This window comes from Algihabitans albus, from assembly GCF_003572205.1.
In the GTDB taxonomy this organism is placed as follows: Bacteria; Pseudomonadota; Alphaproteobacteria; order Kiloniellales; family DSM-21159; genus Algihabitans; species Algihabitans albus.
Genome location: NZ_QXNY01000001.1, coordinates 19,220 through 38,521, shown reverse-complemented (window position 1 = coordinate 38,521; position 19,302 = coordinate 19,220). Strand labels below are relative to the sequence as shown.

Genomic DNA, 19,302 nt, shown 5'->3' with positions numbered 1-19,302 from the left:
GGAGGGTGAGCGGCCCGCACTCTTCGGGCCCCGACACGACGGAGGCCCGCGCCGGCGTGGCCTTCGCGCTGGGAGCCTTTCTGTTCTGGGGGCTGGCACCGCTCTACTTCAAGACCGTCGTTGCCGTGCCGGCCCTGGAGCTGCTGGCGCATCGCGTGCTCTGGTCCATGCTTCTGCTCGCCGGACTGCTGATTGCGCTCGGCCGGCTGCGGCCGGTGCTGCTGCAGCTCTCGATCCCCGGTGTGCTGCCGCGCCTGCTCGCCTCGACGACGCTGATTTCCGTCAACTGGCTGGTTTTCATCTGGGCGGTGGGCCAGGCGCGGGTGCTGGAGATCAGCCTCGGCTACTACATCAACCCTCTGGTCAACGTGTTGCTGGGGATGCTGGTGCTGCGCGAGCGGCTGAGCCCGGCGACCTCCGTGGCCGTGCTGCTGGCCGCGGCCGGCGTCATGAACCTCGCCTGGCAAGCCGACGGCCTGCCCTGGGTCTCCCTGGCGCTCGCCTTCTCCTTCGGCGTCTATGGTCTTGTGCGCAAGCTGACGCCGCTCGGGCCGATCGACGGATTGATGATGGAAACCGCACTGGTCGCACCCTTGGCGATCGGCTTTCTGATCTGGACGGGCTGGGACGGCGGCGGGGTCATTGCGAACGGCCAGGTCTCGTTCCTTCTGCTGCTGGCCGCAGCGGGACCGGTCACGGCGATCCCCTTGATCTGGTATGCCGCCGGTGCCAGGCGTTTGCGCTACACCACCATCGGGTTCCTGCAATATCTGGCGCCGACCTGCCACTTCCTGATCGCCGTTCTGGTGTTCGGCGAGCCCTTCGACACGGCTCAGCTTGTGACCTTCGCTTGCATCTGGGCCGCGGTGGCCATCTTCACGGCAGATGGCGTTATGCGGTCTCGCCGGACGGGTGCGGTTCGCGAATCAGGAAGGTGACGGCGAAGCCGAGGGCCAGGAAGCCGATCAGGACCGACAGCGCACTCGTGTAGGCGCTGGCCGAATAGAGCCGGGCGCCCTCGGTCAGCGCGCCATCCCAGGCGCGGTCGAGCAGGGCGCCGATCAGCGGTTGGAAGACGGCGCCGGAGCCGACGCAGGCGCCGTTGAGCAGACCGAAGGCTGCGCCGGTCACGCGCGGTTTGTTGACCCGCCGCAGGATGGCGAAGCCGATCGCCATGGCACCCAGACCGGCCCCCGACGCCAGGAACAGGGCCGCGCGCAGAAGCGCCGGCAGATCCGGCAGGTAGAGCAGCGCCGAGAGACTGACCAGACCCAGCAAGGCCCCGGCCTGCATCACCGGCAGCCGCAAGCCGGTGCGGTCCGATAGCCAGCCCGAAGCCGGCGACCCGACGGCCCAGCCGATCAGCAGCAGCGACGCGGTACCGGCCGCCTCCGGCCGGTCGAGGCCCTGGGCCTGCATCAGCCAGGCGACGCCCCAGAGACCGGCAAAGGCCAGCAGCGGCGCGGTCATCGCCGCGCAGACCAGCGAGACCAGCCAGTTCTGCCGCTCGCGGATCACGACGCCCAGCCCCTGCAGCAGGTCGGAGAGGCTGCCCGCGCTCTCCGCCTCGCCGTCGCCGTTCGCGGCCTGGCTCGCGGTGGGCGGACGGTCGCGGACGATCAGCCAGATCGCCACGGCCAGCAGTCCGCCGATCCCGGCCGCGCCGAACAGCGCTTCGCGCCAGCCGGCGATCTCGACCAGGGCGGCCAGGGGGGCCTGACCGCCGACACCGCCGACCATGCCGGCCATCATCGTCAGGCCGGTGAGCTGCGCGAAGCGCTCCGGCGGAAACCAGTTGGTGGACAGCTTCAGGGTGCCGACGAAACCGACGGCCGCGCCGGTACCGATCAGCAGGCGCCCGGCATAAGCGAGGGTCAGACTGTCCGCCGCCGCGAAGAGAGCCGAGCCGGCCGCGCAGAGGGTCGCGCCGATGGCCAGCATGCGGCGCGGTCCCCAGCGGTCGATCATCAGTCCGACCGGAATCTGAAGGCTGGCGTAGGCGTAGAAGTAGAAGGCGGAGAGGTTGCCCAGGATCGCGCCGCCGACCATGAAGTCGCGCATCAGCGGATCGATCATCACGCTCGGGGCGTTGCGATGGAAGAAGCCGTAGCAGAAGAGCCCGGCCCCAAGAGCCCAGATCAGCCAAGCTCGATTCGGCGTCGCACGGGCGGCCGGGGCTGTGCCCACGCTCATACGCTCGGCGCGTTCATGCTGCCCACCCGTTCAGGCCCTGGAGGCCGCGAGCGCCGGGTCGCGCGCCATGTCTTCTTCTCGGTAGCGGGCCTTGACGTGTTCCAGGTGCGTTGCCATCGCCTCGGCGGCCTGGCCGCCGTCGCCGCTCGCGATGGCTTCGGCGATGCGCGCATGGTCCTCCAGAAACAGCCGGTCGTCTTCGGGCCGGACGTAGAGGGCGTAGCGGTGGTAGGAGAACATATCCTCCAGGATGTCGCTTAAGACCGACATCAGGTGCAGGTAGACGGCGCTCCCCGAGGCCTTGGCGATCGCCAGGTGGAAGTTGAGGTCGTCCTCGGCCTTGTGTCTCGACGGACGGTCCGGATCGCGCATGACCGCCAGACGCCTGGCGATCTCCGCCTTGCGCGCGTCATCGGCACGTTCGGCGGCGCGGCGCGCGGCCCAGACCTCCAGGCTCGCCCGCAGTTCCATCAGGTCGCGCAAATTGGACGGATTGACGCGCACCAAGGTCGCCAGCGACGACTCCAGCTCGTCCACGGCTGCGACCACGCGGGTCCCGCCGCCCTGCACGGCCCGGACAACGCCGCGCGCCTTGAGCTGCTGAAGCGCGGCGCGAACCGATACGCGGCTGACGCTCATCATCTCGGCAAGCTGACGCTCGCCCGGCAAGCGTTCGCCCGGCGCCAGCTCCCCCGTGGCGATCAGCCGCAGGAGCTCTTGCGCGACGCGGTCGGACACCCGCTCGCGTGGAATCTCCTGAAAGCGCGGGTCGGCCGCGAGGGCGGGGGTGGCTCTTGGGCGCATGATTAAGTCGCTGGAGTCGCAGGAGCTGTAGAGGGCGGCGGGGCGGGCGATTCTACTGTCGCTTCCGCCTCTTGTCCGACTGGACTTTTGATAAGACCACTTTGCCTCTTGCCGCCGCCCGGCGTCAAGTCCGTGGCGTCTCGCGGGGGGCATGCGGCTCCGCTGTGGCTGTTCTGCCGCTCTTCGCTTCTACGTAGAGCGGCTGTGAGGTGCCAGTTTGCGGGGGCGCTTCCTGTTATGCTTGGCGATCCCCACATCCTGTGGCTAACTTTCGGTAATCCTCATCGGCCCTGTAGGTTGTGAGACTAAGCGGAGATTTGCCCGTTTACGTGCAATCGACCAAAACCAGGGGTGGAAGCGGTGTCCCGGCGGACAGGAATTGGAAAGCTCAATGAATCGGATGAACGACAAGCAGACGGTAACGCAGGTCGTGACCGAGCAGGTGCGGCTCAAGATCCTCTCGGGCGGTTTGCCCGCCGGATCGGTGCTGCGCCAGGACGCGATTGCGGCCGACTACACGGTAAGCCGAATTCCGGTGCGGGAGGCTCTGCGTCAACTCGAGGCCGAAGGTCTGGTGACCTTCTATGCTCATCGCGGGGCCGTGGTCTCCTCACTAACCCCGGACGACCTCAACGAGCTGTTCGAAATGCGCGCCCTGATCGAACCTGAACTCCTGCGGCAGGCCGCACCCAAGCTGACGCAGCGTGACCTCAAGCTGGCGGAGCGATTCCTTGTCGCCAGTTGGAAGATGACCTCGCCCGAAAGGGTCACGCCCGGCTGGGATTTCTACGCCACGCTCTACGCACCCGCGAGCAAGCCCAAGACCATCGAACTGATTCGCAATCTGCATAACCAGACCAATCGCTATTGGGTCACGATCGCCGACAATCAGGGTGAGCGCGACGCCTCGCGCGGCCGGCGGGAGAGCATCCTGGAGGCTCTGCGTGTCGGCGACGTCGAAGGAGCCTGCGAGCTGCTGCAACTCCACTTCAAAACCTGTGCACTCGTCGCGGTGGAGGCCCTGCGCGAGTCGAGCGCCGACCGCAGCCGCCATCGCGCGGTCGCCGGTCTGAAAGCGGCGGTCTGAAAGCGCCGGTCTGGCCCGAAACCTCTGCGGAGGCGCGCTCAAGCCCGCCGGACAGGAGCCAGACCGGAGCAGAAGCGGGAGGCACAGGCAATGCCCAGCGGCGACTACGCGGCGGAATGGTCGGGAGTCTTCCCGGCGGCGACCATCCAGTTGTCCGCCGAGGAGATGCTGGAGCGCGAGGCGACGGCCGCGCACTTCAGAATGCTGGTCGAGGCCGGCGTCGACGGTCTGGTGGTACTCGGCACGTTGGGCGAAGGTTCCGCGCTGGAACCGGATGAGAAGCGGGCCGTCATCGAAAGCGCCGTCGAGGCGGTGGCCGGCCGGGTTCCGCTGCTGGTCGGTGTTGCCGAAGCCGCCACGCGCAGCGCCTGCCGGCTTGCCGAGGAGGCGAAGGACCTGGGCGCCGACGGCCTGATGGTCTTACCGGGCTTGGTCTATACGGCGGACCGGAGCGAGGCGGTTGCGCATTTCCGCACTGTCGCCCGCGCCACCGATCTGCCGATCATGATCTACAACAACCCGGTCGCCTACGGTGTCGACCTGACGGCCGAGGCCTTTGCCGATCTCGCCGACGAGCCGACGCTGGTCGCGATCAAGGAGTCGTCCGACGATCCGCGCCGCTTGACGGACATCGTGAACCTGACCGGCCAACGCTACCGGCTGTTCTGCGGTGTCGACGATCTCGCGCTGGAGTCCGCCCTGCTCGGATGCGAGGGCTGGGTCGCCGGCTTGGTGAATGCCTTCCCCGCCGAAACGCTCCGGCTCTGGCGGCTCGCCAGCGAAGGCCGATGGGAGGAGGCGCGCAGTCTCTATCGCTGGTTCATGCCGTTGCTGCACCTGGATACCCACGTCAAGCTGGTGCAGTACGTCAAACTGGCTCAGGCCCTCGCCGGATACGGCAGCGAAACCGTGCGTCTGCCGCGTCAGAAGCTCAGCGGTGCCGAGCGCGCGCAAGTCGCCGCCCTTGTCGAAGCCGCGCTGTCCGACCGCCCCGATCTGGCGGCGGCCTGACCCTACGGCGGCTGCGCCCCAAACTGGCGCTCCGGGATCATGGCAAGAAGCGAAGCAGCGCCGCGATCAGGGCATCGGAGGCGTCCTCTTGGACCAGGTGGCCTGCGCCCGGGACGGGTTCGAAGCGGCAGTCCGGCAGCCTGCCGGCCAGCTCACGTCCGCGCGCGATAGGGATCCAGGCGTCCTCTTCGCCCCAGAGCAGCAGGGTCGGCAGGTCGACTCGGTGCAGGTCTGCAGCGATCTCGTCGGTGTAGACCCGATCCATCTGCGCAATCTGACGATAGAAGGCAGGCTGGCCGTCGGGCGTGCACCAGGGATCGCCGTAAAGCGCCAAGGCTTCTGGCGAAAGCGGACTCGCCGCCGCTGTCGCGACGTAGGCCTCGACCAAGGCGCGGTGGAGCCCCGGCTCCAGCCCTGCGAAGCCCGCCTCGTGCTGGCTCAGGTGCCGCACCATCGGAGAGCCCCAGGGGCCGAAGGCGACGGGATCGATCAGCGTCAGCGTGCGATAGGCGCAGCCGTCGAGCAGGTGCGCCCGCAGGGCTGTCGCGCCGCCGAAATCGTGCGCGACCACATCCGGTGCCACCAGGTCCCAATGATCGAGCAGCCCCGCCAGCAAGGTGTTTTGGACGCCGAGCGAGACGTCGGTGTCCGGCTTATCCGAGCTGCCGTAGCCCAGAAGATCGTAGGCGTAGACCTGCCGTCCGCGTGCCAGCAGAGGCAGCAGTCGCCGCCAGACCTGGGCGTTGAAGGGCGTGCCGTGGATCAGCACCAGGGGCGGTCCCTCGCCCCACACGCCATACCGCAGCGCGTGCCCCTGGATTTTTGCGGTCTTGTCCAACTGGAGCGGTTTCATTCCGCTGTCCTAATATTTAAAATCAATAATGAGCATTAGTTTTGCTGCAAGCTTGCTAACTGTCAATGCGCATATTAAGCATTAGGTTACGATGCTCGACAGACTCCTCGAAGCGGCAGCGGCGTGGGCGGAAGCCGATCAGGTGATCGGCGGCAACCTGAGCCTCGATCTCTGCAACACGGTGAGTGGCCGCCACCGCGACGAACGGCGCGAGCGCCTGTCGGGGCCTTTGGAGCTGGCGGGCTGGGCGCTCGCCGCCGGTGCGCTTCCGCGGGCCTCGGCACCGGCCCTTGAGCCGCTTGTTTCGGAACAGGAGGTTCCAGAGACCGGTGAGGCATCGGCGACTCTCAAGCGGCTGCGCGTGTTGCGGGCCGCGCTGTATGGGGCCTTGACCGCCGAGCTTGACGGCCGGCTGGCCGATCCGCCCGATCTGGAGTCGATTGCCGGTGCGGTGGCCGAGGCGCGGCGGGCGCTCCGGCTCACCCAGTCGCAGGCCGGCTTCCTTTGGGTCCTGCCGGAGAAAGCTTCCGGTTGGCAAGAGCTGGAATGGCGGATTGCGCTCGCGATTCCCGAGGTGTTGGGGCCGGAGCGGCCGGCACCGCTGCGCCAGTGCGGGCGGTGCAGCTGGCTGTTCCTGGACCGCTCGCGCGGCCGCCAAAGATCCTGGTGCAGCAGTCGGCGCTGCGGTAATCGCGCGCGCGTCGAACGGCACTACCGCCGTCACGGCACCGCGCCGGACTGAACGCCCGCACGCGCTTGTCGGGCGGTCTTCCCTGAGATTGCGGTGAGAGCGAGACCGGAGTCCAAGGCTCCAGCACAAAAGAAATGCACTCCGGAAATCGCTTTCCGGAGTGCAAGTGCGGCTTTGCCGCTGGCCGCGATGGGTGCCTGCCCCTGGAGCCTGTTGTGATCGTATGGACTCGCGTCGCGGTTCCGCCGATCCCAAGAAACAGACTCCAACACTTTGAATCTAGACCAGATTTAACGTCATCGTCGGACCCAATACGTGGGTCCGACTGATCACTATCCGGTCTAGGGGCAGAAACGCTTACTCGATGGTCGGCCAAACCTGATCGGCCGTGGCGATGTAGCCGGGGATGTCCTGATTCCAGCGCTGCTGGGTCGGCAGGGTGTAATTGAGGTAGAGCTTGCCGTCGACGATCGACCAGGCCTCGGGATCGGTCTCGATCTTCCGTTCCGCCGCGGCGACGCCAAAGGCGCAGTAACCGCCGTACTGCGGGGCGTAAGCCGTCGGATCGGCGGTGAAGAGATCGCGATGCTCGGCGTTGGCGAAGTGCCAGGTTGCGCCCTTGTACTCGGCGCTGAATTCCGGCGAGCCCTGGACCGGCTTGCCTTCGGTGAAGTAGGCCACCGGGTCGGTACCGCCGATGGCGATGCCGTCGCGCGTGAAGATGTCTTTCCCGGCGTAGTCGTCGGCTGCGAAGGCGACCTGGGTCGCCGTCAGGGTGGCCAGGATCAGAAAGGTCAGGCCGACCAGCAGGCGGGTCGGCAGGCTGTGCAGAGGGAAGTTGTGCTCTGCGGATGCGGCGGTCCGTGTCATGGCGGATATCCTCTCTATCGTTGGCCCGGCGCAGATGGAGCTGCGCCGCTTGTCCAGAAGAATGGGCGCAACCGCGAACAACCGCCAATCACCCTTGCCTCGCGCCCTATCACGGCTTTGCGAGAGCGACGAGATCGGCCGGAGGCTGAAGGTTGGGGACAGGGCGTCAGGAGGATACGCCGGAGTGGCCGATCAGCGCGGTGCGGCAGCGCCGGCCGGGATCGCCTCGGCGGGAAAGACCGCGATCTGCCAGGGACGCGTGGCCGCCTGGGTGACGACGGCATCCTGTGGCGGCATGCGTTCGCGCCAGACAACGGCGCTGCTGGTCGGTTGGGCGCGCATGCCGATGATCTCGATGCCGTAACCGCCGGTCGGGCGCTCGCCGAGGAAGATGCCGGCCGCAACTTCGCGCCCGACGGCCAGCTCGCGCGGTGGCGTCAGACCGACCAGATCCCAGAGGGTGTCCCATTCCTCGGCCGTGGCGGCCCGCATGCTCGACTCGATATCGACCGCACCGCCGGCGCCGCCCCAGCTTTCCAGCGGACGGACCAACTCCACCGCCTCCGCGGGTTCCGTCGGCTGAGGCGGTGGCGCGGCACTGCCATCCGCCGTCGTGGCCGGCCGGTCGGAGGCGCAGGCTGTCAGGACCAGAGCCGCTGCCAAGACAGCGACGATGCGTCGAGAGCGACCGAAGTCGATCATTGCATGACGATCCTCGGCGCCTCGCGCCGCGCGCCGGCGCCACTCAGCTTTTCCCAGACGCGCTTCGCGATGGTGAGATAGCTCTGCGCGTAGGCGCTCTGCGGGTGCGAGACCACGATCGGTTGACCGCCATCGGAGGTCTCGCGGATCTCGATGGTCAGCGGCAGTTCGCCCAGAAACTCCATGCCCAGCTTCTCCGCTTCGCGCTTCGCCCCACCATGGCCGAAGATGTGCGCCTCATGACCGCAGCTCGGGCAGATGTAAAGCGACATGTTCTCGACAATTCCGAGCACCGGAACATCCACCTTGCGGAACATGTTCAAACCCTTGCGGGCGTCCAGAAGCGCAATGTCCTGCGGGGTTGAGACGATCACGGCGCCCGACAGCGGCACCTGCTGCGCCATGGTCAACTGAGCGTCGCCGGTGCCCGGCGGCATGTCGACGATCAGGGCGTCCAGTTCGCCCCAGGCCACGTCGCGCAGCATCTGCTGCAGGGCCGACTGCACCATCGGTCCGCGCCAGATCATCGGCGTGTCCTCGGCGACCAGGAACCCCATGGACATGACCTTGACGCCGTAGTTCTCCAAGGGCGTCAGAGTCTTGCCGTCGGGCGAATTGGGTCGGCCGGAGATACCCATCATGCGCGGCTGGCTTGGCCCGTAGATGTCGGCATCCAGAACACCGACCCTCAGGCCCTGGGCGGCCAGAGCGAGCGTCAGGTTGGTCGCGGTCGTCGATTTGCCGACGCCGCCCTTGCCGCTGGCCACGGCGACGATGTGCTTCACACCGGGAACGAGCGCGCGCGTCGCGCCGCCGGGGGCTTGCGCCTGTCGCTGTGCCGGGCTCGGCGCCGCCGGAGCGCCAGCCGCTGCGCCGCTGCCGTTTCCAGCGCCGTTTCCGCCGCCTTTTCCGCCGCTGCCGGACTCGGCGGTTAGCACGACGGTCACGGACAGCACGCCCTCGAGCTTGTCGACCGCGGCCTCGGCCGCCTTGCGCAGGGGCTCCAGCTTCGGGCCCCGCTTGGGATCGACCTCGATCGCGAAGCCGACATTGCCGTCCTTGACAACCAAACCCTGAATCATGCCAAGGCCGACGATGTCCGTGCCGCGGTCTGGGTCCTGTACGTGGCGCAGGGCGTCGAGCACCTGTTCCTCGGTAATGCGGCTCATGCTTGAATTCTCCGCGGTTGTGCCGATATCGAGCGGAACCGAAAGACCAGAACGGCCGACGGTCGAGATCCTGCATATAGGGGTTGCGCCGGCCGCTTGTCCACGGGGCCTCCGGGCGCAGCGCGGAGATCGGCACCGGAGGTGAGCAGTGGGCCGTTCGGTAAAGCAAAAAAGCGGGTCCGGCAGGCTGGTCGGTCCGAGTTTTACATCAGGGTTCAGGGAGACAGGAAAGTATGCCTTGGCAATCGGGTAGCGGCGGCTCGGGAGGCGGTTCCGGCGGCGGTGGCCCCTGGGGCGGTGGATCTGGCGGCGGTTCTGGCGGTGGATCCGGCGGCGGCGGCGGCCCTTGGGGCGGTCGTGGCGGCGGCGGCGGCGGCGGTAACAACGGTGGCGGCTGGGGCTCCGGAGGTTGGGGCGGCGGCGGCGGAAACCGTCCGCCCGACTTCGAGGATGTGATCCGGCGCGGGCAGGAACGCCTGCGCGGCGTGCTGCCGGGCGGCATGGGCGGTGCCCGTGGTCTCGGCATCCTGATCGCGGTTGCCATCGTCCTTTGGCTTGCCTCGGGCTTCTATCAGGTTCGTCCCGGTCAGCAGGGCGTGGTCCTGCGTTTCGGCGAGTGGGTCAACCAGGGCAACCTGGCCGGCCCGGGTTTGCACTGGCATCTGCCCTGGCCTGTCGAGAGTTCCGTCACTCCGAACGTCGAGGAAATCCGTCAGATCGAGATCGGCTATCGCGGGAATGCCGGTCGCAGCAACGACATCCCCGAAGAAAGCCTGATGCTGACGGGCGACCAGAATATTATCGACATCGACTTCACCGTGCAGTGGCGGGTCAGCAACGCCGGTCAGTTCCTGTTCAACATTCGCGAGCCGGAGGCGACCATCAAGATCGCCGCCGAGAGTGCCATACGTGAAACGATCGGCCGCACGGACATCCAGCCGGCCCTGACGGACGCCCGCTTCGAAGTCGCGGATCTGACCCGTCAGACTTTGCAGGAAATCCTGAACGAGTATCAGGCCGGCATCGCGATCACCGAGATCAACCTGCAGGACGTGCAGCCGCCCGAGCCGGTAATCGATGCCTTCGAGGACGTGCAGCGCGCTCGCCAGGATCTGGATCGTCTGCGCAACCAGGCCGACGCCTACCGGAACAAGGTGATCCCGGAAGCGCGCGGTGAAGCGCAGCGGATGATCCAGGAGGCCGAAGCTTACCGTGAGCGCCTGATCAACGAGGCTCAGGGTGAAGCCCAGCGCTTCCTCAACGTCTACGAGGCCTATCTGCAAAACCCCTCGGTGACCACGCGACGCATGTACCTGGAGACGGTCCAGGGCGTGCTCAGGGACACCGACAAGGTGATCATGAGCGGCGACTCCGGGGCGGTGCCCTACCTGCCGCTCAATGAACTGCGCGGGCGGATGGGGACCGGCAACGGTTCCTCCACCCCACAGAACCAGCAGTAGCCGGGAGATATAAGGAAGATGCAAAAGCGCTTCGCCCTGTTCGGCGGTATCCTGTTGGTGGTGCTGGGATTCCTCGCCTACAACGCTCTCTTCGTCGTGCATCAGACCCAGCAGGCCCTGGTCCTGCAGTTCGGTGCCATCAAGCGTGTGGTTCAAGAACCCGGCTTGAACGTCAAGCTGCCCTTTATCCAGAACGTGCTCTTCTTCGACCGGCGCGTTCTCAACCTCGATCCGCCGCCGCTGACGGTCGTCCTGTCTGACCAGCGGCGCCTGATCGTCGACGTCTTCGTGCGCTACCGGATCACCGATCCCGTCCGTTTCTACGAGACGGTGAACAACGAGACGCAGTTGCGCGACCGCTTTGCGCCGATCGTGAACAACCAGGTGCGCTCGGTGCTGGGCGAGGTGACCTTGACCAGCGTGCTGTCGGAAGAGCGTGACGAAATCATGCAGCAGATCCGCCGCTCCGTGAACGCGGCGGTGCGGCAGGCGACCGTCGAGGCCGGGATCGACACGACGGTCGTTGGAGCCACGGCGGAGACCGAAGGCGAGCCGGCCGAGGAGGAGGTTCAGCTCACCGATACCTCGCAGCCGGCCGAACGCCGCCGCCGGGGTCTCGGCATCGATGTGGTGGACGTGCGTATCGGCCGGGCCGATCTTTCGTCGGACGTCAGCCGCTCGGTCTATGAGCGCATGCGGGCGGAGCGCGAGCGCGACGCCGCCGAGTTCCGCGCTCAGGGTCAAGAGCAGTTCCAGCGGATCACCGCCTCCGCCGATCGCGAAGCGACGGTCATTCGGGCCGAGGCGCAGCGCGACTCGGACATCCTGCGCGGTGAAGGCGAGGGCGAGCGGACACGTCTGCTGAACGACGCCTTCGGTCAGGATGCAGAGTTCTTCGACTTCTATCGCTCGATGCAGGCCTACACCGATGCGATTCGCGGCGAGAACTCGATGATCGTGATGCCGCCGGACAACGACTTTTTCCGCTTCTTCAACCAGTTGCCGGCAGGCGTGATGAACGCCGAACGCAATCCCGAGCAGCGGGCGCAGTCGCGCCCCGTCAGTCCGGGAGGAACCGGATCGCTGGCAGCGGAACCCCCGGCGCAGTAAGCTCCGCACCAGGTTTTCCGGTGCCGAACGGCGAGACCAGGCGGCTGCCCATCGACGCGGTGGGCAGCCGCTTTTCTTTCGATGTTTTCAGGGCTTAACCTCCAGCGATGTCCGACCTGCTGACCGCCCTCGCGCTGGTCTTCGTGATCGAGGGCTGCATCCTCGCGCTCTTTCCCGGTGCTCCGGCCGCGCTCTATCGACAGCTGTCGGAGTTGCCGCCGGAAACCCTGCGAATCGCGGGACTGGTCGCGGCCGCGCTCGGGGTTCTCGCCGTCTGGCTGCTGCGCGCCTGATCCCCCTCGCGCGGGGCAAATCGCAGTTGCCCGTTTCCTCCTCGCGAGAGTTTGAGGCACACTGCAGATTGCCGGCAGCGTCCGGCACGCCAAATAGATGGCTGACGGCCCCGGCAAGCATGAGCCGGACCCGGGCCGCGACCGCATAGGACCGCCGAGAGGATTCCTGGTGACTCGAGCCGAAATCGCCTGTTTCGTTTCCCTGCTCCGCCCGCGTGCGACCGCGCTGCTTGCCGCCGGCGTCTGGGTTTTGGCGGCCGTGCTGGCCGCCCCTGCCGCCGCGCAGCCGCAGGGGGCGCCGATCTCCTTCGCCGATCTGGCCGATCAGCTTCTGCCGACCGTGGTCAACATCTCCACGACGCAGGTCGTCGAGCGCGGCGACCAGGAAGACTTCGAGGAGATGTTCCGGGAGTTCTTCGAGCGTCGTGGTCAGGGCGCGCCGCCGCCGCGCCGCCGCGCCAACTCCCTGGGATCCGGTTTCATCATCGACCCTGAGGGCTACGTGGTGACCAACAACCACGTGATCGCCGAGGCCGACACCGTCGAGGTCGTGCTGTCCGACGACACCACCTACGAGGCGGAGATCATCGGCAGCGATCCCGAAACCGATCTGGCGCTGCTGAAGGTCAATCCGACCTCGCCCCTGCCCAGCACCATCTGGGGCAACTCCAACAGCGTGCGCGTCGGCGACTGGGTGCTGGCTGTCGGCAATCCCTTCGGGCTGGGCGGCTCGGTCACCGCCGGCATCGTTTCCGCCCGCGGCCGGGACATCAACGCCGGCCCCTACGACGATTTCCTGCAAACCGACGCGGCGATCAACCGGGGTAACTCGGGCGGACCCATGTTCAACCTCGACGGCGAGGTGATCGGCATCAACACCGCGATCTTCTCGCCCTCCGGCGGTTCGATCGGAATCGGCTTCGCGGTTCCCTCGGCGATCGCGCAGAACGTGATCGACTCCCTGCGCCGCTTCGGCGAGGTCCGGCGCGGCTGGCTGGGGGTGCGCATCCAGACCGTGACCGAGGAACTTGCCGGCGAACTGGCCTTGCCGCCGCCCGCCACCGGCGCCTACGTCGCCAACGTGATCGACGGCGGTCCGGCGCAGTCGGCGGGGATCGTGCAGGGCGACGTCATCATCACCTTCGACGACCGCCCGGTGGCCGATACGCGCGGACTGGTACGAATGGTCGCCGAGACCTCGGTCGGCCGCGACGTGGACGTGGTGATCTGGCGCGAGGGGTCGCGCCAGACGATGCAGGTCAACCTCGGCCAGCGCGATGCGGAGGCCCTGGCCGCTGCCGCGCCGCCGCCGCCCGATCCGGAGGAAGTGCGGGATCTGCCCGCGCTCGGCCTCAGCCTCGGTGTCATGACCGACGAACGGCGCGAAACCTTCGCTCTCGAAGAGGGCGTCGGCGGTGTGATCGTCACCGAGGTCGACAGCGGCGGCAGCGCCGAGGAGAAGGGTCTGCAGCCCGGCGATGTCATCGTCGAGGTGGATCAGGAGCGCGTGGCGACCCCGGACGAGGTGGAGTCCTACGTCGAGCAGGCCCGAGAGGCGGAGCGCCGCAGTCTGACCCTACTGGTCTACCGCGGCGGCGAGTATCAGTGGATCGTGCTTCGCATCGGCCAAGGCTAGGAAATCGGCCAGGGCCAGGAAATCGGCCAGAGATCAAGGCCAGGAGACCGGCCAGAGATAGGGAGGCGGTCGCTCAGCCCAGCTCGGCGAAGTCCGCGCGCCGGTAGCCCTGATAGAACAGCAGGCCGGTCAGGTCGGCGACATCGAGCGCGTAGCGTGCCGCCGCCCGAACCGCCGGCTTCCCGCGATAGGCAACTCCCAGGCCGGCCGCGTTCAGCATCGCCAAGTCGTTGGCGCCGTCGCCGACCGTGCAGGCGGCCGCCGGCGTGACGCTCAGTTCCGCACTCAAGCGCTCCAGCGCGTCCAGCTTCGCTTTGCGGCCGAGGATCGGCTTGTGCACGCCGCCGGATAGTTTGCCCGCCTCGATCTCCAGGACGTTGGCGCGGACGGCGGAGAAGCCGCAGGCTTCCGCAACCAGATCCGCGAAGATCGTGAAACCTCCCGAGACCAGGATGCAGGGAACGCCGGCAGCCCGCAGGCTGCGGATCAGGCTGCGCGCGCCGGGATTGAAGGTCATGCGCTCGGCGGCTCGTTCGACCTCCCCGAGCGGCAGTCCGGCGAGTTTGGCGACGCGGGCCTCCAGCGCCTCCTCGAAGTCCAGGTCCCCGGACATGGCCCGGGCGGTGACCTCCGCGATCTCGTCGCGCAGACCGACCGTCTCGGCCAGCTCGTCCAGCATCTCCTCGGCGATGATGGTCGACTCCATATCCGCGAGCAGCAGGGCCTTGCGCCGCCCCGCGAGCGGCTGTGCGGCCAGATCGACCGGCAGATCGCGAAGGGCTTCGCGGACAAGCCGCTCGGCGTCCAGTGTCGAGAGGCCTTCGAAGGGGAGGTCGCAGGCTTCGTCCGGTGACAACCAGTCGCTCGGGCCGACATTGCCGCCGCCGGAGGTCAGGGCCGTGCGCGCCGCATCGACGGCTTGCGCCGAGAGCTTGCGCCGGCTCGGATCGGCGATCAGGGTGAGGACAAACGCCATAGCGCGCTCCTCATAGCGAGCGGACCGGAGCGATACAAGCCGCCAGAGATGACGAAGACCGACGCCCCTTCCTCGCCGCCCGCCCTCTCACCCGATCCGCCGCCCGCGGTTATCGTCGCGGGGCCGACCGCCAGCGGCAAGTCGGCCCTGGCGGCGGCCCTGGCCGCGCGCCTGCCGGGTACGGTGATCAATGCCGATTCCATGCAGATCTACCGCGATCTGCCGGTCCTGAGCGCCCAGCCGGACGCGCCGGCGACCGGCGGTGACGTGCCGCACCGGCTCTACGGACGGCTCGACGCGGCTGAGCGCTGTTCGGCGGGCCGCTGGCGTGCGCTGGCCCTGGCGGAGATGGAGGCCGCGCGCGGCGAAGGTCGCGTACCGCTGCTCTGCGGCGGCACCGGGCTCTATCTCAAGGCGCTGACCGAGGGGATCGCGGCGCTGCCGCCGATCCCGGCGGAGCTGCGCGAGCGGGCCGTCCGGCGGCTGGCGGCGCTCGGTCCCGCCGGGCTGCATGCCGAGCTGCTGGGGCGCGACCCCACGACGGCGGCGAAACTTCACCCCAACGACCGCCAACGCCTGCAGCGTGCCTGGGAGGTGCTGGAGGCGACCGGTCGAGGCCTGGCCGACTGGCAGGCCGCGCCGAACGCGGCCGGACCCGCGCCCTGGCGCTTCCTCTGGCTGGTGCTGCTGCCGCCGCGCGCCGCGCTGGCCGCGGCCTGCGACACCCGCTTCGAGGCGATGGTCGCAGCGGGGGCGGTGGAGGAGGTGCGCCGGCTGCTGGCGCGAGGGCTCGATCCGCGCCTGCCGGCCATGAAGGCCCTCGGCGTGTCGGAGCTGGCGGACCATCTGTCCGGGAAAGTGACGTTGGAAGAAGCCGTTGCCGCAGCGCAACAAGCGACGCGGCGCTATGCCAAGCGGCAGGCGACCTGGCTGAGAACCCAAGTTCTGCGACATATTAAGAATGCGTATGTTATGGAAACGCAATTTTCAGAATATCAATTGCCCGAAACCTTTTCGAAAGTTGACGAGTTTTTGTTGACCACCCGAACGCCCAAGGATAGGGTGCTGGATCTGGATTAAATCGGTCCCAAACGGGCGCGTCGGGTGCCCCGGGGGCAAAAAGCCATAAACAAACGTGGGGCTTACCGCGCCCGCGAAGCTTTGCTTGAGGAATGAACCGCGATGCCCGCCACCGCTGCCGAGACGACGGCTGCCGAAAGCCCCGCTGAATGCGCCGCTCCCGAGACGTCCGCCGCCTACACGGGCGCCGAGATGGTCATCAAGGCACTGGTGGATCAGGGCGTCGAAGTCGTCTTCGGCTATCCCGGCGGCGCGGTCCTGCCAATCTACGACGCGTTGTTTCAGCAGAACAGCCTGCGTCACATTCTGGTGCGGCACGAGCAGGCGGCGGTCCATGCGGCCGAGGGCTATGCCCGCTCCACCGGCAAACCCGGCGTGGTGCTGGTCACTTCCGGGCCCGGTGCGACCAATGCGGTGACCGGTCTGACCGATGCCCTGATGGACTCCATCCCCGTCGTCTGCCTGACGGGGCAGGTGCCGACCCATCTGATCGGCAACGACGCCTTTCAGGAGGCGGACACGACCGGCATCACCCGGCCCTGCACCAAGCACAACTATCTCGTCCGGGCCGTTGGCGATCTGCCGCGCATCCTGCACGAGGCCTTCTACGTCGCGACCCATGGCCGGCCCGGCCCGGTGGTTGTGGACCTGCCGAAGGACGTGCTGCAGACCAAGGGCAGCTACACCGAAAAAGAGCAGGTGGTGCATCGCAGCTACCGTCCGCAGACGGCCCCGGACCCGGCCGCGATCGCCAAGGCGATCGACCTGCTGGCCGCCGCCAAGCGGCCGATCATCTATGCCGGCGGCGGCGTCATCAACGCCGGGCCGGAGGCCAGCCGGCTGCTGACCGAGCTGGTGCACCTGACCGGCGCGCCGGTGACCAACACGCTGATGGGCCTGGGCGCCGTGCCGGCCAGCGACCCGCAGTTCCTCGGCATGCTCGGCATGCACGGAACCTACGAGGCCAATCTTGCGATGCACGGCTGCGACGTGATGCTGAACGTCGGCGCCCGCTTCGACGACCGGGTGACCGGGCGTCTGACCGACTTCTCGCCCGACTCGATCAAGATCCACGTCGATATCGATCCTTCGTCGATCAACAAGAACGTGATGGTCGACCTGCCGGTCGTGGCCGATGCCGAAGCCGCGTTGCGCGCGCTGGTCGACGAGTGGAAGCGCCGCACGGCCGGCGGAACCCTGAATGCCGGCGCGGCCCGCAAGGCCCAGGCCGCCTGGTGGGAGCGGATCGCGGCCTGGCGCGGGCGCGACTGCCTGAGCTACCGGCAGACGGGTCAGATCATCAAGCCGCAGTACGCGATCCAGCGGCTCTATCAGCTCACGGCGGAGAACGAGGCCAAGGCCGGCAAGCCGACCTACATCACCACCGAGGTCGGCCAGCACCAGATGTGGGCGGCGCAGTTCTTCAAGTTCGAGCAGCCGAACCGCTGGATGACCTCCGGCGGGCTGGGCACCATGGGCTACGGCCTGCCGGCGGCGATGGGCGTCCAGATCGCCCATCCCGACGCGCTGGTGATCGACGTCGCCGGCGAGGCCTCGATCCTGATGAACATCCAGGAGATGTCGACGCTGGCGCAGTACGGCCTGCCGGTGAAGGTCTTCATCGTCAACAACCAGTGGATGGGTATGGTCCGGCAGTGGCAGGAGCTGCTGCACGGCGCCCGCTACTCGGAGAGCTACAGCGCCAGCCTGCCCGACTTCGTCGCCCTGGCCGAGGCCTTCGGAGCCGTCGGAATCCGTGCCGACAAGGCGGAGGAACTGGACGACAAGATCCTGGAGATGATCGAGGTTCCCCGTCCGGTGATCTTCGACTGCTGCGTGGCGCAGGACGAGAACTGTTTCCCCATGATCCCCTCGGGCGCGGCCCACAACGAGATGCTGCTGGGGCCGGGCGACAAGGCGGCGAAGCCGATCAGCGAAGAGGGCATGGTTCTCGTCTGAGGCTGCCTCGGAACAGGCGGGCGCAAGCCTGCCGGGCTTGCCCTCCAATCCCTTTAGCGGCTAGACCAGATTCAAGAGATGAGAGTCTGTTTCTTGTGATCGGCGGACCTGCGGAGCGGTTCCGGACGATCGCGACAGGCTCTAGGAACGCCGTCCGATCCGACCCAGGCGCCCCGCCAAGAGGCGTCGCCAGCTTTCGAAGCGAGTTCTCCCCGTGCCTCCCTTGCAGGATAACGTCGAGCGGCGCACCATCGCCGTACTGGTCGATAACGAACCCGGTGTGCTGGCGCGCGTGATCGGCCTCTTCTCCGGCCGCGGCTACAACATCGAGAGCCTGACCGTCACCGAGGTCGAGCGCGAGAAGGGCCTGTCGCGCATCACCGTCGTCACGACCGGCACGCCCCAGGTGCTCGAGCAGATCAAGGCGCAGCTCGACCGTCTGGTGCCGATCCGGCGGGTCGCCGACCTCAGCCAGCAGGGGCCCCATGTCGAGCGCGAACTGGCGCTGGTGAAGGTTGCGGGGGCCGACGACAAGCGCGTCGAGGCGCTGCGCATCGCCGGCATCTTCAACGCCGAGGTGGTCGACGCGGGTCTGGACTACTTCATCTTCGAGGTGACCCATAACCCGGAAAAGCTGGACCGCTTCATCGAGCTGATGAAGCCGCTGGGGCTGGTGGAGATGAGCCGCACCGGCGTCGTCGCGATCGCGCGCGGCAAAGAGGGGCTGTAAAGCGAAACCGAGCCGGGCCGAAGCTGTCGGCGTCGTCGGATTTTCATCGCTCCCGGCTGTCGTCCCGACCATAGTTGTCAGTGGTTCAATGGAAGACTGGCAAGGGAGGACCCCGATGGCACAAGGTGAGATTGCCTGGAACGAGCTGGCGACCGGCGACGTGGAGGGCGTGAAGGGCTTCTACGGCGACCTATTGGGCTGGAAGGCTCAAGCTTGGCCGATGCCGGATGGCGGCACCTATTGGGTCTGGCAGCATGCGGACGCGGACCCGGACGCCGACCCCAGTCAAGTGGGCTTGGCCGGCGCCTTCCAGATGGAGGGGCCGCAGTTCGAGGGACAGCCGCCCCACTGGGCCGTCTATATGACGGTCGACGACTGCGATGCCGCCTGCGAGAAGGTCGGCGCCCTCGGCGGTAAAGTCCTGCAGCCGCCCTTCGACGTGCCCGAGGTGGGCCGCATCGCGATGGTCGCCGATCCCAGCGGTGCCGCGTTCGGTATCATGACGCCGGCGGTGCGCGGCTGATCTGCACTCCAGATCTGCGGCTTCTGCAGGTTGCACCGCAAGAGCCGTGCAGTTAGAACGCGGGCGAAGTTTTTTTGCGCGGGCGAGGCAGCACGCGCAACTTCCTTAAATGCGCCCGGCGGCCGCCAAGGAGCCGCCGCGTGCCGGTCAAGACA

The 19,302-nt window shown here is 67.5% G+C and carries 19 protein-coding genes; 12 read left to right on the top strand and 7 right to left on the bottom strand.

Features of this window, described 5'->3' with window-relative positions:
- The first annotated feature begins 5 nt into the window (after window positions 1–5).
- Window positions 6–938 (top strand): EamA family transporter RarD, encoded by a 933-nt coding sequence (gene rarD / locus DBZ32_RS00175; protein WP_208539053.1) that lies wholly within the window; start codon window positions 6–8, stop codon window positions 936–938.
- Here the strand turns inward: rarD and DBZ32_RS00170 are convergent.
- Window positions 892–2,193: an MFS transporter gene (locus DBZ32_RS00170; protein WP_119165106.1), complete on the bottom strand. Its 1,302-nt coding sequence runs from the start codon at window positions 2,191–2,193 to the stop codon at window positions 892–894. The two genes, rarD and DBZ32_RS00170, sit on opposite strands and share 47 nt — an antisense overlap.
- Window positions 2,194–2,223: 30 nt before the next feature.
- Entirely contained in the window at window positions 2,224–2,997 is a 774-nt protein-coding gene (locus tag DBZ32_RS00165) for a FadR/GntR family transcriptional regulator (protein ID WP_119165105.1), read from the bottom strand.
- A gap of 391 nt (window positions 2,998–3,388) precedes the next feature.
- On the opposite strand from DBZ32_RS00165, the gene DBZ32_RS00160 reads away from it, so the two are divergent.
- Window positions 3,389–4,084, top strand: coding sequence for a GntR family transcriptional regulator (locus DBZ32_RS00160; RefSeq protein ID WP_119165104.1), 696 nt, complete (start codon window positions 3,389–3,391; stop codon window positions 4,082–4,084).
- Window positions 4,085–4,174: 90 nt separating this feature from the next.
- Window positions 4,175–5,095: a dihydrodipicolinate synthase family protein gene (locus DBZ32_RS00155; RefSeq protein ID WP_119165103.1), complete on the top strand. Its 921-nt coding sequence runs from the start codon at window positions 4,175–4,177 to the stop codon at window positions 5,093–5,095.
- Between the two features lie 37 nt (window positions 5,096–5,132).
- Here the strand turns inward: DBZ32_RS00155 and DBZ32_RS00150 are convergent, their stop codons facing one another.
- A complete protein-coding gene (locus DBZ32_RS00150) occupies window positions 5,133–5,948 on the bottom strand; it encodes an alpha/beta fold hydrolase (protein ID WP_119165102.1) in 816 nt (271 codons plus the stop codon).
- Between the two features lie 91 nt (window positions 5,949–6,039).
- On the opposite strand from DBZ32_RS00150, the gene DBZ32_RS00145 reads away from it, so the two are divergent.
- A complete protein-coding gene (locus tag DBZ32_RS00145) occupies window positions 6,040–6,690 on the top strand; it encodes a CGNR zinc finger domain-containing protein (RefSeq protein WP_119165101.1) in 651 nt (216 codons plus the stop codon).
- A 306-nt stretch (window positions 6,691–6,996) separates the two neighbouring features.
- On the opposite strand, the gene DBZ32_RS00140 is transcribed toward DBZ32_RS00145, so the two are convergent.
- The 3 genes from DBZ32_RS00140 to apbC form a co-directional block, all read right to left on the bottom strand.
- Window positions 6,997–7,509, bottom strand: coding sequence for a YHS domain-containing (seleno)protein (locus tag DBZ32_RS00140; RefSeq protein ID WP_208539052.1), 513 nt, complete (start codon window positions 7,507–7,509; stop codon window positions 6,997–6,999).
- Window positions 7,510–7,701: 192 nt separating this feature from the next.
- A complete protein-coding gene (locus DBZ32_RS00135) occupies window positions 7,702–8,211 on the bottom strand; it encodes a protease complex subunit PrcB family protein (RefSeq protein WP_119165100.1) in 510 nt (169 codons plus the stop codon).
- Window positions 8,208–9,380 (bottom strand): iron-sulfur cluster carrier protein ApbC, encoded by a 1,173-nt coding sequence (gene apbC, locus DBZ32_RS00130; protein ID WP_119165099.1) that lies wholly within the window; start codon window positions 9,378–9,380, stop codon window positions 8,208–8,210. Before apbC ends, DBZ32_RS00135 begins: the two co-directional genes overlap by 4 nt.
- Before the next feature lie 233 nt (window positions 9,381–9,613).
- On the opposite strand from apbC, the gene hflK reads away from it, so the two are divergent.
- The 4 genes from hflK (at window position 9,614) to DBZ32_RS00110 (ending at window position 13,879) form a co-directional block, all read left to right on the top strand.
- Window positions 9,614–10,840, top strand: a complete 1,227-nt coding sequence (hflK, locus tag DBZ32_RS00125) for an FtsH protease activity modulator HflK (protein ID WP_119165098.1) — start codon at window positions 9,614–9,616, stop codon at window positions 10,838–10,840.
- Window positions 10,841–10,858: 18 nt separating this feature from the next.
- Window positions 10,859–11,950 (top strand): protease modulator HflC, encoded by a 1,092-nt coding sequence (hflC, locus tag DBZ32_RS00120; protein ID WP_119165097.1) that lies wholly within the window; start codon window positions 10,859–10,861, stop codon window positions 11,948–11,950.
- A gap of 107 nt (window positions 11,951–12,057) precedes the next feature.
- On the top strand, window positions 12,058–12,243 hold the full coding sequence (locus DBZ32_RS00115; protein WP_119165096.1) for a DUF2065 domain-containing protein: 186 nt from the start codon (window positions 12,058–12,060) through the stop codon (window positions 12,241–12,243).
- A gap of 169 nt (window positions 12,244–12,412) precedes the next feature.
- On the top strand, window positions 12,413–13,879 hold the full coding sequence (locus tag DBZ32_RS00110; RefSeq protein ID WP_235829929.1) for a Do family serine endopeptidase: 1,467 nt from the start codon (window positions 12,413–12,415) through the stop codon (window positions 13,877–13,879).
- 73 nt (window positions 13,880–13,952) lie between these two features.
- On the opposite strand, the gene serB is transcribed toward DBZ32_RS00110, so the two are convergent.
- Window positions 13,953–14,855 (bottom strand): phosphoserine phosphatase SerB, encoded by a 903-nt coding sequence (serB, locus tag DBZ32_RS00105; RefSeq protein WP_119165094.1) that lies wholly within the window; start codon window positions 14,853–14,855, stop codon window positions 13,953–13,955.
- Between the two features lie 48 nt (window positions 14,856–14,903).
- Between serB and miaA the strand changes: the two genes are divergently transcribed.
- The 4 genes from miaA to DBZ32_RS00085 all read left to right on the top strand — a co-directional run bounded on the left by miaA (window position 14,904) and on the right by DBZ32_RS00085 (window position 19,147).
- Entirely contained in the window at window positions 14,904–15,935 is a 1,032-nt protein-coding gene (gene miaA, locus DBZ32_RS00100) for a tRNA (adenosine(37)-N6)-dimethylallyltransferase MiaA (RefSeq protein ID WP_119165093.1), read from the top strand.
- Between the two features lie 192 nt (window positions 15,936–16,127).
- Complete coding sequence (locus tag DBZ32_RS00095; RefSeq protein WP_235829945.1) at window positions 16,128–17,894, top strand: acetolactate synthase 3 large subunit; 1,767 nt, start codon at window positions 16,128–16,130, stop codon at window positions 17,892–17,894.
- 223 nt (window positions 17,895–18,117) lie between these two features.
- Entirely contained in the window at window positions 18,118–18,624 is a 507-nt protein-coding gene (gene ilvN, locus DBZ32_RS00090; protein WP_208539069.1) for an acetolactate synthase small subunit, read from the top strand.
- Window positions 18,625–18,739: 115 nt separating this feature from the next.
- Entirely contained in the window at window positions 18,740–19,147 is a 408-nt protein-coding gene (locus tag DBZ32_RS00085; protein ID WP_119165090.1) for a VOC family protein, read from the top strand.
- Window positions 19,148–19,302 lie beyond the last annotated feature (155 nt).

Bases quoted from the DNA above. Each gene is read 5' to 3' on its own strand.
- DBZ32_RS00170 (WP_119165106.1), bottom strand. From the start codon at position 2,193: ATGAGCGTGGGCACAGCCCCGGCCGCCCGTGCGACGCCGAATCGAGCT.
- DBZ32_RS00165 (WP_119165105.1), bottom strand. From the start codon at position 2,997: ATGCGCCCAAGAGCCACCCCCGCCCTCGCGGCCGACCCGCGCTTTCAG.
- DBZ32_RS00160 (WP_119165104.1), top strand. From the start codon at position 3,389: ATGAATCGGATGAACGACAAGCAGACGGTAACGCAGGTCGTGACCGAG.
- DBZ32_RS00155 (WP_119165103.1), top strand. From the start codon at position 4,175: ATGCCCAGCGGCGACTACGCGGCGGAATGGTCGGGAGTCTTCCCGGCG.
- DBZ32_RS00150 (WP_119165102.1), bottom strand. From the start codon at position 5,948: ATGAAACCGCTCCAGTTGGACAAGACCGCAAAAATCCAGGGGCACGCG.
- DBZ32_RS00145 (WP_119165101.1), top strand. From the start codon at position 6,040: ATGCTCGACAGACTCCTCGAAGCGGCAGCGGCGTGGGCGGAAGCCGAT.
- DBZ32_RS00140 (WP_208539052.1), bottom strand. From the start codon at position 7,509: ATGACACGGACCGCCGCATCCGCAGAGCACAACTTCCCTCTGCACAGC.
- DBZ32_RS00135 (WP_119165100.1), bottom strand. From the start codon at position 8,211: ATGATCGACTTCGGTCGCTCTCGACGCATCGTCGCTGTCTTGGCAGCG.
- apbC (WP_119165099.1), bottom strand. From the start codon at position 9,380: ATGAGCCGCATTACCGAGGAACAGGTGCTCGACGCCCTGCGCCACGTA.
- hflK (WP_119165098.1), top strand. From the start codon at position 9,614: ATGCCTTGGCAATCGGGTAGCGGCGGCTCGGGAGGCGGTTCCGGCGGC.
- hflC (WP_119165097.1), top strand. From the start codon at position 10,859: ATGCAAAAGCGCTTCGCCCTGTTCGGCGGTATCCTGTTGGTGGTGCTG.
- DBZ32_RS00115 (WP_119165096.1), top strand. From the start codon at position 12,058: ATGTCCGACCTGCTGACCGCCCTCGCGCTGGTCTTCGTGATCGAGGGC.
- serB (WP_119165094.1), bottom strand. From the start codon at position 14,855: ATGGCGTTTGTCCTCACCCTGATCGCCGATCCGAGCCGGCGCAAGCTC.
- miaA (WP_119165093.1), top strand. From the start codon at position 14,904: ATGACGAAGACCGACGCCCCTTCCTCGCCGCCCGCCCTCTCACCCGAT.
- DBZ32_RS00095 (WP_235829945.1), top strand. From the start codon at position 16,128: ATGGTCATCAAGGCACTGGTGGATCAGGGCGTCGAAGTCGTCTTCGGC.
- DBZ32_RS00085 (WP_119165090.1), top strand. From the start codon at position 18,740: ATGGCACAAGGTGAGATTGCCTGGAACGAGCTGGCGACCGGCGACGTG.